The organism is Streptomyces sp. RPA4-2 (assembly GCF_012273515.2).
In the GTDB taxonomy this organism is placed as follows: Bacteria; Actinomycetota; Actinomycetes; order Streptomycetales; family Streptomycetaceae; genus Streptomyces; species Streptomyces kaempferi.
Genome location: NZ_CP050975.2, coordinates 6,322,155 through 6,336,551, shown reverse-complemented (window position 1 = coordinate 6,336,551; position 14,397 = coordinate 6,322,155). Strand labels below are relative to the sequence as shown.

At 71.4% G+C, this 14,397-nt stretch carries 8 protein-coding genes and 1 pseudogene; 2 read left to right on the top strand and 7 right to left on the bottom strand.

The annotated features are described in order from the left end of the window. Positions 1 to 427: 427 nt before the first annotated feature. From ilvC to HEP85_RS27840, 5 genes are all read right to left on the bottom strand, one after another. A complete protein-coding gene (gene ilvC / locus HEP85_RS27860; protein ID WP_168530366.1) occupies positions 428 to 1,426 on the bottom strand; it encodes a ketol-acid reductoisomerase in 999 nt (332 codons plus the stop codon). Positions 1,427 to 1,541: 115 nt separating this feature from the next. Beyond that, the gene (gene ilvN / locus HEP85_RS27855) at positions 1,542 to 2,072 is read right to left on the bottom strand and encodes an acetolactate synthase small subunit (protein WP_148010603.1); all 531 of its coding nucleotides are present in this window, start codon (positions 2,070 to 2,072) and stop codon (positions 1,542 to 1,544) included. Between the two features lie 20 nt (positions 2,073 to 2,092). Then, positions 2,093 to 3,949 carry an acetolactate synthase large subunit gene (locus tag HEP85_RS27850; RefSeq protein ID WP_168530365.1) on the bottom strand — a complete coding sequence of 619 codons (1,857 nt, stop codon included), beginning with the start codon at positions 3,947 to 3,949 and terminating at the stop codon, positions 2,093 to 2,095. 237 nt (positions 3,950 to 4,186) lie between these two features. Next, a complete protein-coding gene (locus HEP85_RS27845) occupies positions 4,187 to 7,171 on the bottom strand; it encodes a bifunctional diguanylate cyclase/phosphodiesterase (protein ID WP_168534089.1) in 2,985 nt (994 codons plus the stop codon). A gap of 454 nt (positions 7,172 to 7,625) precedes the next feature. Continuing rightward, positions 7,626 to 8,567: a 2-hydroxyacid dehydrogenase gene (locus tag HEP85_RS27840; protein WP_211118079.1), complete on the bottom strand. Its 942-nt coding sequence runs from the start codon at positions 8,565 to 8,567 to the stop codon at positions 7,626 to 7,628. 76 nt (positions 8,568 to 8,643) lie between these two features. On the opposite strand from HEP85_RS27840, the gene HEP85_RS27835 reads away from it, so the two are divergent. Then, positions 8,644 to 9,672 (top strand): aldo/keto reductase, encoded by a 1,029-nt coding sequence (locus tag HEP85_RS27835; protein ID WP_168530364.1) that lies wholly within the window; start codon positions 8,644 to 8,646, stop codon positions 9,670 to 9,672. A 119-nt stretch (positions 9,673 to 9,791) separates the two neighbouring features. Then, positions 9,792 to 10,942, top strand: a pseudogene (locus tag HEP85_RS27830) (sorbosone dehydrogenase family protein). An 11-nt stretch (positions 10,943 to 10,953) separates the two neighbouring features. Here HEP85_RS27830 and HEP85_RS27825 read toward each other — a convergent pair. Together HEP85_RS27825 and HEP85_RS27820 are read right to left on the bottom strand one after the other, a co-directional pair. Next, entirely contained in the window at positions 10,954 to 11,193 is a 240-nt protein-coding gene (locus HEP85_RS27825; RefSeq protein WP_168530363.1) for a DUF6191 domain-containing protein, read from the bottom strand. Positions 11,194 to 11,231: 38 nt separating this feature from the next. After that, positions 11,232 to 14,345, bottom strand: a complete 3,114-nt coding sequence (locus HEP85_RS27820) for a helix-turn-helix transcriptional regulator (RefSeq protein WP_168530362.1) — start codon at positions 14,343 to 14,345, stop codon at positions 11,232 to 11,234. Positions 14,346 to 14,397: the final 52 nt, after the last annotated feature.

Below are 14,397 nucleotides of genomic sequence, written 5' to 3'. Positions count from 1 at the left end.
TCCTCACAAGTCCAATGCGGACGGCCGTCCCGACGGCCGCGGGCGAGTGGAGGGATGCAGCGGCCTCGGCGAGGTGCGGGTGCGTTCTCGCGTCGTCCGGTGCGTGCTCTCGGTCTGCCGGACGGGGCTCTCGTAGCGGAAGCTACTCGGGCCTGTGACCGGTGCGGCGAGAGTGCGTGCCGGGCGGCGCGGGGGCGTGCCTGCAGATCTTCGGGGTCGCTCGAGCCGCGTGGAAGACGCACGACGCTGTGGGCCTGACGCGTATGTTGTGCAGCAGTGTAGTGCCGCGACAGGGGTCTTCTTGCGCCCCTGTGGAAGGATCACTCGTCCGTGGCTGGACGGTGTGTACAACGTCGCGCGCACGGGCATTACCCAGGGTCAGGCCGAAGGGCCGGAGCGGTCCGCCCCGGCCCCTGGGCCGTTCGGCTTACGCCTCGTCGTTGACCCACGACATGAGCTTGCGGAGCTCCTTGCCGGTGGTCTCCAGGAGGTGGTTCTCGTCCTGGGTCTTGTACTCGTTGTACTTCTTCAGACCGGAGTGGTACTCCTCCATCCAGTTCCTGGCGAACGTGCCGTCCTGGATCTCAGCGAGGATCTGCTTCATCTCGGCCTTGGTGGCGTCGGTGATGATGCGCGGGCCGGTGACGTAGTCGCCCCACTCGGCGGTCTCGGAGATCGACCAGCGCATCTTCTCCAGGCCGCCCTCGTACATGAGGTCGACGATCAGCTTCAGCTCGTGGAGGCACTCGAAGTACGCGATCTCCGGCTGGTAGCCCGCCTCGGTCAGGGTCTCGAAGCCCGCCTTGACCAGCGCCGCGGTACCACCGCAGAGGACGGCCTGCTCACCGAACAGGTCGGTCTCGGTCTCCTCGGTGAAGGTCGTCTTGATGACGCCGGCGCGGGTGCCGCCGATGGCCTTCGCGTACGACAGCGCCAGCTCGAAGCCGTTGCCGGTCGCGTCCTGCTCGACGGCCGCGATGCAGGGCACGCCGCGGCCCTCCTCGTACTGGCGGCGAACCAGGTGGCCCGGGCCCTTCGGGGCGACCATGCAGACGTCGACCCCGGCCGGCGGCTTGATGAAGTCGAAGCGGATGTTCAGGCCGTGGCCGAAGAACAGCGCGTCGCCGTCCTTGAGGTTGTCCTTGATGGACTCCTCGTAGACCTGCGCCTGGATCGGGTCCGGCACCAGGATCATGATGACGTCGGCCTCGGCGGCGGCCTCCGACGGCGTCACCACGCGAAGGCCCTGCTCCTCGGCCTTCGCCTTGGACTTGGAGCCCTCGTGCAGACCGACACGGACGTCCACACCCGAGTCGCGCAGCGACAGCGCGTGGGCGTGGCCCTGGCTGCCGTAGCCGATGACCGCGACCTTGCGGCCCTGGATGATGGACAGGTCGGCGTCGTCGTCGTAGAACAGCTCGGCCACTGGGGTTCTCCTTGGTGTGCGGTGTCGCGTCCCACCGTACGGCGGGCGGGGGAGGGAAAGTTTCGGGGTCTCGGCATACGGGCGGCCGGCGGTCACCGGCCGCCCGTTCCAGGACTCAGGCTGACCGGTCGAGCGCGCGCAGCGACCGGTCCGTGATCGAACGCGCGCCACGTCCGATCGCGATCGTGCCGGACTGGACGAGCTCCTTGATGCCGAACGGCTCCAGCATCTTGAGCATGGCCTCCAGCTTGTCGCTGCCGCCGGTGGCCTCGATGGTGACGGCCTCCGGGGAGACGTCCACGGTCTTGGCACGGAACAACTGGACGATCTCGACGATCTGGGAGCGCGTCTCGTTGTCGGCGCGCACCTTCACCAGAACGAGTTCACGCTGCACCGCCGCGCCCGGCTCCAGCTCGACGATCTTCAGGACGTTGACGAGCTTGTTGAGCTGCTTGGTGACCTGTTCGAGCGGCAGCGCCTCGATCACGTTCACCACGATGGTGATGCGGGAGATGTCGGGGTGCTCGGTGATACCCACGGCGAGCGAGTCGATGTTGAAGCCGCGGCGCGAGAACAGGGCGGTGATCCGGGCGAGGACACCGGGCTTGTTCTCCACGAGGACGGAGAGGGTGTGCTTGGTGCTCATGGTTCGGACTCGGCTCTCTCTCAGTCGTCTTCGTTGTCGCCGAAGTCGGGGCGGACGTCCCGGGCTGCCATGATCTCGTCGTTCGAGGTGCCGGCGGCGACCATCGGCCACACCATGGCGTCCTCGTGGACGATGAAGTCGACCACGACGGGGCGGTCGTTGATCGAGTTCGCCTCTTCGATGACCTTGTCGAGGTCGTCCGGGGACTCGCAGCGGATGGCGTAGCAGCCCATCGCCTCCGACAGCTTCACGAAGTCCGGGACGCGGGTGCCCGCGCTCGGCTGCTTGCCGTCCGCGTCCGGACCGCTGTGCAGCACGGTGTTGGAGTAGCGCTGGTTGTAGAAGAGGGTCTGCCACTGGCGGACCATCCCGAGGGCGCCGTTGTTGATGATGGCGACCTTGATCGGGATGTTGTTCAGGGCGCAGGTGGTGAGTTCCTGGTTGGTCATCTGGAAGCAGCCGTCGCCGTCGACCGCCCAGACCGTGCGGTCCGGCTGCCCCGCCTTGGCGCCCATCGCGGCCGGCACCGCGTAGCCCATCGTCCCGGCGCCGCCGGAGTTCAGCCAGGTCGCGGGGTTCTCGTACTGGATGTAGTGCGCGGCCCACATCTGGTGCTGGCCGACGCCCGCGGCGAAGATCGTGCCCTCCGGCGCGAGCTGTCCGATGCGCTCGATGACCTGCTGCGGCGACAGCGAGCCGTTGTCGGGCTGCTCGTATCCCAGCGGGTACGTCTCGCGCCAGCGGTTGAGGTCCTTCCACCAGGCGCTGTAGTCGCCGCGGTGTCCCTCGCTGTGCTCCTTCTGCACGGCCTGGACCAGATCGGCGATGACCTCGCGGGCGTCCCCGACGATCGGCACGTCGGCCGCGCGGTTCTTCCCGATCTCGGCCGGGTCGATGTCGGCGTGGACGATCTTGGCGTACGGGGCGAAGCTGTCCAGCTTGCCGGTGACGCGGTCGTCGAAGCGGGCTCCGAGGGCGACGATCAGGTCGGCCTTCTGCAGCGCGGTGACGGCGGTGACCGCACCGTGCATGCCCGGCATTCCCACGTGCAGTTGGTGACTGTCGGGGAATGCGCCGAGCGCCATCAGGGTGGTGGTGACGGGCGCTCCGGTGAGTTCGGCGAGGACCTTCAGCTCGGCGGTGGCACCGGCCTTGAGGACACCGCCGCCGACGTAGAGGACGGGCCGCTTCGCCTGCGTGATCAGCTTGGCGGCCTCGCGGATCTGCTTCGCGTGCGGCTTGGTCACCGGGCGGTAGCCGGGCAGGTCCATGACGGGCGGCCACTGGAAGGTGGTCTGCGCCTGGAGGGCGTCCTTGGCGATGTCGACGAGGACCGGGCCGGGGCGGCCGGTGGAGGCGATGTGGAAGGCCTCCGCGATCGTCTTCGGGATGTCCTCGGCCCTGGTGACCAGGAAGTTGTGCTTGGTGACCGGCATGGTGATGCCGACGATGTCCGCCTCCTGGAAGGCGTCCGTGCCGATCGCCTTGGACGCGACCTGCCCGGTGATCGCCACGAGCGGCACCGAGTCCATGTGCGCGTCGGCGATCGGCGTCACCAGGTTGGTGGCACCCGGGCCGCTGGTCGCCATGCAGACCCCGACCCGGCCGGTGGCCTGCGCGTAACCGGTGGCCGCGTGACCCGCGCCCTGCTCGTGCCGGACGAGCACGTGCCGCACGCGCCGGGAGTCCATCAGCGGGTCGTAGGCCGGAAGGATCGCGCCGCCGGGAATGCCGAATACCGTGTCGGCCCCGACCTCCTCGAGAGAACGGATGAGGGACTTGGCACCCGTCACCTGTTCGGGCGCGGACTGCTGTCCTCCGGAACGGGGCCGCGGCTGCGGATGATGGGCCCCGGTGGCCTGCTCGGTCATCGTCATTCTCTTCTCGATGCTGAGGGTTTTTGCGAGGTTTGTACGATGTGCGGTTGTTGGTCGACAGTCACCTGTGCAACAAAAAACCCCTCGTGCCGTGAGGCAAGCGAGGGGAGCGCGCCGGGTGCGGTCGCTGGGTCTTCCGGGTCCGTCCGGTGATCACCAGCTTCAGCCGACGCGCTTTCCAAGTACGAGAATTCGGGTGCGCATGGCATTGACCCTCCCCCCGGCACGCATCGACTGTCAAGTAGGTGGGACGGGAGTCTCATTATGTGAGCGGAGGGCGGTTCCGCCCCCGAGAACAGCGGGCACACCACTCGTATACACCCCGGCGCCGCCTCCCGCGAACGCGGGCTCGGCCGGCCCGTGCGGGACCGGGTAGTGGCCGGAGGACAGCGCCCTGCGCAGCCGGTACTCGTCGAGGGGTCCGGAGAAAGCCATCCCCTGGCCGTGCGTACAGCCCATCGCGCGCAGGGCCACGACCTGCTCGGGGAGATCCACGCCGTCGGCCACGGACTGCAGCCCCAGGTCGGTGGCGATCCTCAGCAGTCCGCTGGTGATCTTGTGCAGCCGGGCGGACTCGACGACGCCCTCGACCAGGCCACGGTCGAGCCTGAGGACGTCGACGGGGAGCCTTCTGAGTGCCGTGATCGCGGCACAGCCGCCCCCGAAGCCGTCCAGGGCGATCCGGACCCCGACCCTCCGCAGCGCGTTCAGCCGGCGCTCCAGCTCGTCCAGGGCGACCCGTGGATCGGCGTCGGACAGCTCGACGATCAGGGCACCCGAGGAGAGCCCGTGCCGGGTCAGCAGGGCCTCCACGGAGCCGAGGGGCGCCGAGCGGTCCAGCAGGCGACGGGCGCTCATCCGGACGGCGACGGGCACCGTGACCCCCGCCGCTGCCCGCTCGGCCGCCTGTTCGACCGCCTCCTCGAGGATCCAGCGGCCCAGCTCGGCGGTCCGGTCGCTGTCCTCGGCGACGCGCAGGAACTCGGCGGGGGTGAAGAGCACCCCTTGGGAGGAACGCCAGCGGGCCTGGGCGGTGACCGTCGCGATCCGGCCGTTCTCCAGGCAGACCACGGGCTGGTGCAGCAGCGCGAACTCGCCGTCCTGAAGAGCCGAGCGCAGCCGCGTCGCCAGCTCCGCCTTGCGTACGACATCCTGCTGCATCTGGGGTGCGTACAGCTCGACGCGCCCCTTGCCCGCCGCCTTGGCGCGGTACATGGCCAGGTCGGCGTTGCGCAGCAACTCGCCTGCCCCAAGGCCCGGTTCGGCGAAGCCGACGCCGATGGACGCGGCCACCCGGACATCGTTGCCGTCGATGGCGTAGGGCTGCGAGAGCTTGATCCGCAGTCGGTCGGCGAGTTCCATGATCTGTTGCTCACGCGCGGCACGGTCGCGGTTGCCGTCGCCGACGATCAGGGCCGCGAACTCGTCGCCGCCGAGCCGGGCGGCGGTGTCGCCGTGCCGCACCGAGTCCTGGAGTCTGCGGGCGGCCTGCACGAGGAGCTCGTCGCCGGCCTGGTGCCCGATCGTGTCGTTGACCGCCTTGAAGCCGTCGAGGTCGATGAAGAGAACGGCCGTGCCACGGTCGGTGGAGCGGCGGCCGGACAGGGCCTGCTGGACGCGCCGCGTGAACAGGGCGCGGTTGGGCAGGTCGGTGAGCGGGTCGTGCTCGGCGTTGTGCTGCAGTTGTGCCTGCAGCCGCACCCGCTCCGTCACGTCACGGCTGTTGAAGATGAGGCCGCCGTGGTGCCGGTTGACGGTGGACTCCACGTTGAGCCAGCCGCCCCCGCCGGACTTGAAGCGGCACTCGATGCGCGTGGTGGGCTCCCGCAGGTGACTGGCGGCCAGGAAGCGGCGCACCTCGTGCACCACGCAGCCGAGGTCCTCGGGGTGGATGAGCGAGGCGAGCTCGGAGCCCACGAGGTCCTCCGCGCTGCGGCCGTAGACCCCGGCGGCTGCCGGGCTGACGTACTTCAGGATGCCGTTCGGCGCCGCGATCATGATGACGTCGCTGGAGCCCTGCACCAGGGAGCGGAAGTGGTTCTCCTTCTGGGCCAGCTCCTGGGTGAGGGTGATGTTGTCGAGCAGCATGATGCCCTGGCGCACCACGAGGGCGAGCACGACCAGGCCCGCGGTGAGGAGTACCACGCGGTCGACGCTGCGGCCGTTGAGCACGTTGTAGAGAATCCCCAGCGTGCAGACCGCGGCGGCCAGGTAGGGCGTGAGCGCGCCCAGTGATCCGGCGATCGGGCGGGGGGCCGCGTACCGGTGGTGGCCCGCGCCCTGCGGGACGGGGTGCCCCACGGGGTGTCCGCCGTCCGGCCGCCGGTCCGGGATGTGTTCGTGCACCACGCGCGCGTGCCCGTCCTCGCCGTAGCCGTCCCTTCCGTGCCCGCTCCGTTCGTACCCGCTCCGTTCGTGCCCGCTCCGTTCGTGCCCGTTCCCGCGCGGTTCGTTGCCGCCGTGTTCGCCGGCGTCCGGCTGTCCCTGCCGGGTGCCGGCCCAGGGGGCGTACGCGAGGAGCAGCGAGCCGGCGAACCAGCCCGCGTCGAGAAGCTGCCCGGAGTGGTAGTTGTTGTGCAGGAGGGGCGAGGTGAACAGGGCGTCGCACATCACGGTCAGGGCGAGTGCGCCGATCGCGGTGTTCACCGCCGAGCGGTTCAGGGAGGAACGCCTGAAGTGCAGCGCCAGCACCATGCTGACCAGGGCGATGTCCAGCAGGGGGTACGCCAGGGAGAGCGCGGTGTGCGCGACGCTCGGGCCGTCGAACTTCGCCGCCTGGGCGAGCGCGAGACTCCAGGACAGCGTGAGCAGGGAACCGCCGATGAGCCAGGAGTCGAGTGCCAGGCAGATCCAACCGGCCTTGGTCACCGGCCTCTTGGCGAGCACCAGCAGTCCCACGATGGCCGGCGGCGCGAAGCACAGGAAGAAGATGTCGGCGAAACTGGGGCTCGGGACCTGACGCTCCAGGACGATCTCGTACCACCCCCAGACGCCGTTGCCCAGCGAGGCCATGGCGGAGGAGACCGCGAAGAGCATCCACGCGGGTCGAAAGCGGCTGCGCCGGTGGTGGGCGTAGAGGAAGCAGGAGACGGCCGCGGTGCCCGCGGCGGCGCTCAGCCCGAAGTCGCCCATGATCAGTGCCAGATTCGCCGAGCCCCAGCCGAGGGCGGAACCGACGGCGTATCCCGCGCAGACCACGGCCAGCGCGAGCTGCGAGACCATACCCGTCCCACCGCCGAGTACCGGACGGCGGGTCAGCAGCGCTCCGGGGGAACTCACCGGTCCCACCCGGTCCGCACAGCGGGGTCCCGCTGCTCCGGGCACGCTGGGTGCGCATGCCTCCTGCGGGCGCCGTGCCTGCGGTGATGATGTCCGCCGTGGCCGCCGTGGGCTCGGCTGCGCGTGGCCGCGCGCCAGGGTCGTCGGCGGCCCCGCCGCGTCGGATCGTTCGTCCATAGGCCGTGCATCGCCCGTCGCCCCCCTCGCAGTCCGAATGTCCATCCCCGGCGCCGAACGGTGCGCGGCGCAGCCCCTGTCGGGACGATACACCAGTCTCGTCACTCAGGGACATAGTTCCTCTACGCTCCGTAACGACCAGCGGGGATGCGGACACGACCCGCATTCGGGGGAATGCGGAGAGTGTCCCTGCCCGGGCGCGGCCGCGGACGGCGGCGCGTTACGTGCCCGTGGTGAGGACCACGTTGCCGAGCGGCTCCCGGTTCACGAAACGATTCAACTGCTTGACCAGCAGCCGCTCGGCGCGCGGCAGGAACGCCGACGTGGGGCCGCCGACGTGGGGGCTGATGAGCACGCCGGGCGCCTGCCACAAGGGGTGCCCCAGGGGCAGCGGCTCGGGGTCGGTGACGTCGAGGGCCGCGGTGAGGCGTCCGCTGTCCAGCTCGGCGAGCAGGGCCTTGGTGTCGACGACGGGGCCGCGGGCGACGTTGACCAGGAGCGCGCCGTCCTTCATACGGGCCAGGAAGTCCGCGTCCACCAGGCCGCGCGTGCTGTCGGTGAGGGGCGTGGACAGCACCACGACATCGGCCTCGGGGAGCAGCGCGGGCAGTTCCGTGAGTGGGTGCACCGGACCGCGCGCCGTGGTGCGCTCAGAGCGCGCGACGCGCGCCACCCGCGCCACCTCGAAGGCCACGAGCCGGTCCTCGATCGCGGACCCGATCGACCCGTACCCCACGATCAGAACGGACTTGTCGGCCAGCGCCGGACGGAACCCGGAGCGCCACTCCCCCTTGTCCTGGGCGCGTACGAAGTCGGGGATGCCCCGCAGCGAGGCGAGGATCAGGGCGAGGGCGAGTTCGCTGGTGCTCGCCTCGTGCACCCCACGGGCGTTGCACAACTGCACTCCCGGGCGCAGGGACTTCAGGCCCGGCTGGACGTGGTCGACTCCGGCGGAGAGGGTCTGCACGGCCTGCAGGGAGGTCATTTCGGCCATCGGCCGCCGGCCGACGGCGGGCGGCTTCATGTACGGCACGACATAGAACACGCAGTCGGCCGGGTCCGCGGGAAACTCCTGGCCACCGTCCCAGAAGCGGTAGTCGAGGCTCTCGGGCAGGCCCTTGATCTCGTCGGCGTGAAAGGGGAGCCACACATCGGAAGTCATGCTCAGGAGGCTATGTCAGGCGGCGGGACCTACAGAGGTTAGGTTGGGGTGGCAGGAGAGGGAGGGTCACGGCCAGGTGGAGCGCAGGACGATCGGCGCGGCGACGCTCGATGTGGGGGCGATCGGGCTCGGGTGCATGCCGATGACCTGGGCGTACACCGGTTCGCGGCAGCGCGGTGAGGAGTCGCTGCGCACGGTGCACGCGGCCCTCGACCTGGGCTCGACGCTGCTCGACACGGCGGACATGTACGGGCCCTTCACCAATGAGCTGCTGGTGGGCCGGGCGCTGCGCGAACGGCGTCCGGAGGCCTTCGTGTCGACGAAGGTGGGACTGCTGGTGGGCGAGCAGCACATCGTGGCCAACGGGCGTCCACGTTATGTGCGGCGCGCCTGCGACGCGTCGCTGCGCCGGCTGCAGACCGACGTGATCGACCTCTACCAGCTGCACCGCGCGGACCCCGAGGTGCCGGTCGAGGAGACCTGGGGCGCGATGGCCGATCTGGTGGCGGCCGGAAAGGTGCGTTCACTCGGGCTGTGCGCGGTCGGCGCCCGTTCCGCCCGTCGCCCGGGGGCGCGCCCGTACGACGGGCGGCTGTACGGAGGGCGGCTGTACGACGGAACGATCCGGCAGCTGGAGCGGGTTCAGCAGGTCTTCCCGGTGAGCGCGGTGGAGGCCGAGCTGTCGGTGTGGTCGACGCAGGCGCTGGACGCGCTGCTGCCGTGGTGCGCCGCGCGCGGCGTGGGTTTCCTGGCGGCGATGCCGCTCGGCAACGGTTTCCTGACCGGCACGCTGACGCCCGGCGGGGGCTTCGAGCCCGACGACGTACGCGCCCGCCATCCCCGCTTCACGGCCGAGATGATGGCCGCCAACCAGCCGATCGTCGCCGGGTTGCGGCGCGTCGCCCGACGGCACGGGGACGGGGTCACTCCCGCGCAGGTGGCGCTGGCCTGGGTGCTGTCCCAGGGCCGGCACGTGGTTCCGGTGCCGGGGGCCAAGCGGGCGCGGTGGGCGGTGGAGAACGCGGGGGCGGCCGGGCTGCCGCTGACGGCGGAGGATCTGGCGGAGGTGGCGGGGCTTCCCCGGGCGCAGGGGTCGTGGGACTGAGGGCTCCCGCGGCTGCTCGCGCATCGGGTGTTCCTGATCGGGAACCCGCGGGACGCGAGCGGTGTATGAACAGTAGGACCGCCACGTCGAAGGGACCTCTGATCGTGCAACGTCGAGTGGTGAAGGCCGCGTTGGCCGCGGCAGCGCTGGTGGTGACGGCTTACTGTTCCTCCGGCGGCTCGGGGGCGGATCGCCGGTCGGCCTGAACCCGTCGTCGGGCGGTGGGGTGACGGGGTCGGCCTCCTCGGGGCGGCCGACCGAGACGGCCGCGCCCGCCAAGGGTTCGGTGAAGGTGGTGCGCACCGTCGCCGAGGGCCTCAAGTCGCCCTGGGGCCTGGCGCCGCTGCCGGAGGGCGGTCTTCTGGTGTCCTCGCGGGACGAGGGGACGATCACCCGGGTGGACGAGAAGACCGGGCGGACGACGGAGCTGGGCCAGGTGCCGGGGGTGGCCCCCGCCGGGGAGGGCGGCCTGCTCGGTATCGCGCTCTCCCCCGCCTACGCCTCGGACCACATGGTCTACGCGTACTTCACGACGGCTTCGGACAACCGGATCGTCCGTATGTTGTACGACGCGAAGAAGCCGCCCGGCGAGCAGCTGGGCGCGCCGGACACGATCTTCAAGGGCATCCCCAAGGGAGTGATCCACAACGGCGGCCGGATCGCCTTCGGCCCGGACGGGATGCTGTACGCGGGAGCGGGCGAGACGGGCTCCCGGGGTCTGGCCCAGGACAAGAAGGCGCTGGGCGGCAAGATCCTGCGCATGACGCCGGACGGGGACCCGGCGCCGGGCAACCCCTTCGGCGACTCGGTCGTGTACTCGTACGGGCACCGCAACGTACAGGGTCTCGCCTGGGACGACAGACAGCGCCTGTGGGCCTCCGAGTTCGGGCAGGACACCTGGGACGAACTGAACCAGATCAAGCCCGGCGACAACTACGGCTGGCCGGTGGTCGAGGGCAGGAGCGACGACCCGAAGTACCACAACCCGGTCGCCCAGTGGCACACGGACGACGCCTCGCCCAGCGGCATCGCCTATGCCGACGGTTCGATCTGGATGGCGGGGCTGAAGGGCGAGCGGCTGTGGCGGGTCCCCCTGGAGGGCACACGGGCCGCCGCCGCTCCGCAGTCCTTCCTGAACGGCAGGTACGGGCGGCTGCGCACGGTGGTCTCGGCGGGCGGTGACAAGCTCTGGCTGGTCACCAGTGAGACGGACGGACGGGGCAGCCCCGGGAAGGGCGACGACCGGATTCTGGAGCTGGAGGTGAAGTAGGGTCCGCGGCCTCAGGGTTCGTCCGGCTCGGACACGGGTTCGTCCGGCTCGGACACGGGTTCCTGCGCCGGTTCCGCCCCCTCGCGTTCCCGCTCCGGCGGCCGTACGACCACCTTGCCCGAGGACAGGTCGATGGGGCCGCGGCCCGGATCACCGTCGTTCAGGTCCACGCGGGTCAGTTCGAGCCGTTTGCGTTCGTCGTCGGTGTGCTTGCGGCCTGGTGCGAAGATCTCCTCGAACATGTTGAACACGGCGCCTCCCTCGGCCCGGATCCCTGCCAGCGTATGCCTCAGCCCGCCGTCGGGGCAGTGGGGGTCTCCTGGGGGAACAGCCGGAGCCGATGGGCCAGTGCCGCCGCCTCTCCCCGTCCCGAGACGTCGAGCTTGGCGAGGATGTTCGACACGTGGACGCTGGCGGTCTTCGGGGAGATGAAGAGTTCCTCGGCGATCTGGCGGTTGGTGCGGCCGGCCGCGACCAGACGCAACACGTCGCGCTCACGGCTGGTGAGGCCGAGGGCCTGGGCCGGATCGCCGGGGGTCGGGTCGTACGGCCCGGGGGCCCTGCCCAGGGCGAGGCGGGCCCGCTGGGCGAGCAGCGCCACGGCGTCGGCGAGGGGGCGGGCGCCCAGATGGTCGGCCGCCGCCCCGGCCAGCCGCAGGAGCTCGGTGGCGCGTGCCCTCTCGTCCTCGTCGGCGCCCGCGGTCAGCAGGGAGTCGGCCAGGTGGTGACGGACGCGGGCGAGGTCGTAGGGGCGTTCCAGGCATTCGAAGGCCGAGACCACCTCGGCCCACTCGTGCGGGTCGGACACGCCCTCGGCCCGTCGGAGTTCGGCGCGCACCCACCGCTCGTACGCGTGCCAGAGAGGCACTCCGGTGGCCAGCGTCCTGGCGGCCTCCCGGAGGGACCGCACGGCCTTGTCGCGCCCCGCCTCGGCGGCGGGCAGTCCGCGGGCGTCGGCCTCCGCGGTGGCGGCGGCGAGCAGCAGGGGCCAGCCGTAGCGTTGGGTGCCGGGCGGGAAGCCCGCGTCCAGCGCCTGCTCCAGCGCGGTGCGGGCGTCGAGGAGGCGGCCCTCGCCCGCGGCGACGCGGATCGTGCTGCGCACCAGCGGCAGGGCGTGCTGCGGCATGGGGTCGTGGGTGCCGAAGTGGGCGCGGGCGGCGTCCAGTCGACGTGCCGCCTCGGCGAGGTCGCCGCGGTCGAGGGCGAGGTCCGCCAGGCGCATGGCGCCGCTGCCGGACGGTTTGCCGCTGGCTCCCACGCCCAGGGCGTTCCGTGCCGCCTCGACGGCTTCGTCCCACCGGCCGAGTGAGCTGAGCGACTCGGCGAGGTTGCCCCACACCCAGGCCTCGGTGTCCAGCAGGCCGTTCCTCCGGGCGAGTTCGGTGCCCTGCCGCAGGATCGGGACGGCTTCGCGGGAGCGGCCGACCGACTCCAGGTGGGAGGGCAGGTTGATGTGGAGGCGTCCCGCGACGAGGGACGCGCCGTGCGGCGGGATCTGCTCCTTGACCTCGTACATCTCCGTGATGCCCGCCTCGATGTCCCCCGCGTCGACCATGAGACCGCCGAGGGTGAGCCGGGCGTTCAGCTCGATGTCCCGGGCGCCGACCATGCGCGCGTACTCCACGGCGCGCTCGGCGGCGAAGAGGGCGCCGGGGCCCGGTTCGTGCAGCATGCACCAGGCGGCGACCAGGGACAGCACCTCGGCGTGCACCTCCGACGGGGGCAGGCCGCGTACCAGGTCCCGGGCGGTGGCGAGTTCGTGCCACCCGTCGCCGCGGGCCTGCGCGGTGATCAGCCGGGAGCGCTGGACCCAGAACCAGGCGGCACGCAGGGGATCGCTCTCGTCCTCCAGGACGTGCAGCGCCCGTTTGGTGATCTTCAGGGCCCGTTCGCGCTCCCCCGCCAGCCGGCCGGCGACGGCGGCCTCGGCCATCAGGTCGAGATAGCGCAGGGGTGCCGGGACCTCCGGGGACGCCGGGTGTCCCTGGGCCGCCGGGTCTTGGCCGCAGGGCGGGAACACCTCCACGTAGTCGATGGGGCGCAGGGCTGCCCGTACGGCTTCCGGGGCGACCTCCCACAGCTCCATGGCCCGTTCCAGGAGCCGGAGCTGTTCGGAGTGGGCATGCCGGCACCGGGCGTCGACGGAGGCGTCCAGGACGGCGGGCAGCGCCTTGGCCGCGTCGTGCGCGTGGTACCAGTAGCTGGCCAGCCGGGTGGCGCGCTCGTCGGCCGGTACGAGCGTGGGGTCGGCCTCCAGGGCTTCGGCGTAGCGCCGGCTGTAGCGGGAGCGCTCGCCGGGCAGCAGGTCGTCACTGACTGCCTCGCGGACCAGGGAGTGACGGAAGCGGTAGCCGTCGCCGCCGGGTGAGGCGAGCAGGATGTTGGCGCCGACGGCGGCGCGCAGCGCCTCGATGAGGTCGTCCTCGGCGAGCCGGGCCACGGCGGCGAGCAGCCGGTACTCGACGGTGGAGCCGCCCTCGGCCACGATCCGGGCGATGCGCTGGGCGCTCTCGGGCAGCGCTTCGACGCGTACGAGGAGCAGGTCGCGCAGCGAGTCCGTGAGGCCGGTGGGACAGCCCTGGTGGGCGGCGACGGCGAGTTCCTCGACGAAGAACGCGTTGCCGTCGGAGCGTTCGAAGATGTCGTCGACCTGGGCCGGGTCGGGTTCGTGGGCGAGGATTCCGGCAATCTGGCGGCCGACCTCGGCGCGGGTGAAGCGGCCGAGTTCGATACGGCGGACGGTGCGCAGGCGGTCCAGTTCGGCGAGGAGGGGGCGCAGCGGGTGGCGGCGGTGGATGTCGTCGGCGCGGTACGTGGCGACGACGACGAGGCGTCCGCTGCGCAGCGTGCGGAAGAGGTAGGCCAGCAGGTGACGGGTGGAGGCATCGGCCCAGTGCAGGTCCTCCAGGGCCACGACGACCGTGCGGTCGGCGGCGAGGCGCTCCAGGAGGCGGGCGGTGAGTTCGAAGAGGCGGGCCATGCCCTCCTCGTCGGGGCGCCGGCCGCGGTCGGTCTCGCCCAGCTCGGGGAGCAGCCGGGCCAGCTCGTCCTCCTGGCCGGCGGCGGCCGCGGCGAGCTCGTCCGGGAGCAGCCGGCGCAGGGCGCGCAGGGCGGTGGAGAACGGGGCGAAGGGCAGTCCGTCGGCGCCGATCTCGACACAGCCGCCGCACACGAAGACGGCGCCCTCGCGGTCGGCCACGGTGGCGAACTCCTCGATCAGGCGGGTCTTCCCGACCCCGGCCTCGCCGCCGAGGAGCAGCGCCTGCGGTTCGCCCCCGGTGTCCGACGCCTGGGAGCCGCTGCCGCCGGCGGCGCGGGCCAACGCCTCGCGCAGGACCCCGAGTTCGTCCGCGCGGCCGACGAACACGGGGCTGACGGATCTGGTCTCCACGGGCCCGAGCATCGCACAACGGTCCGCGGGAGCGGCACTGGTTATCGGGCGGCCGGCCATCGGT

Bases quoted from the DNA above. Each gene is read 5' to 3' on its own strand.
- HEP85_RS27820 (WP_168530362.1), bottom strand. From the start codon at position 14,345: ATGCTCGGGCCCGTGGAGACCAGATCCGTCAGCCCCGTGTTCGTCGGC.
- HEP85_RS27840 (WP_211118079.1), bottom strand. From the start codon at position 8,567: ATGACTTCCGATGTGTGGCTCCCCTTTCACGCCGACGAGATCAAGGGC.
- HEP85_RS27845 (WP_168534089.1), bottom strand. From the start codon at position 7,171: ATGGTCTCGCAGCTCGCGCTGGCCGTGGTCTGCGCGGGATACGCCGTC.
- HEP85_RS27850 (WP_168530365.1), bottom strand. From the start codon at position 3,949: ATGACGATGACCGAGCAGGCCACCGGGGCCCATCATCCGCAGCCGCGG.
- ilvN (WP_148010603.1), bottom strand. From the start codon at position 2,072: ATGAGCACCAAGCACACCCTCTCCGTCCTCGTGGAGAACAAGCCCGGT.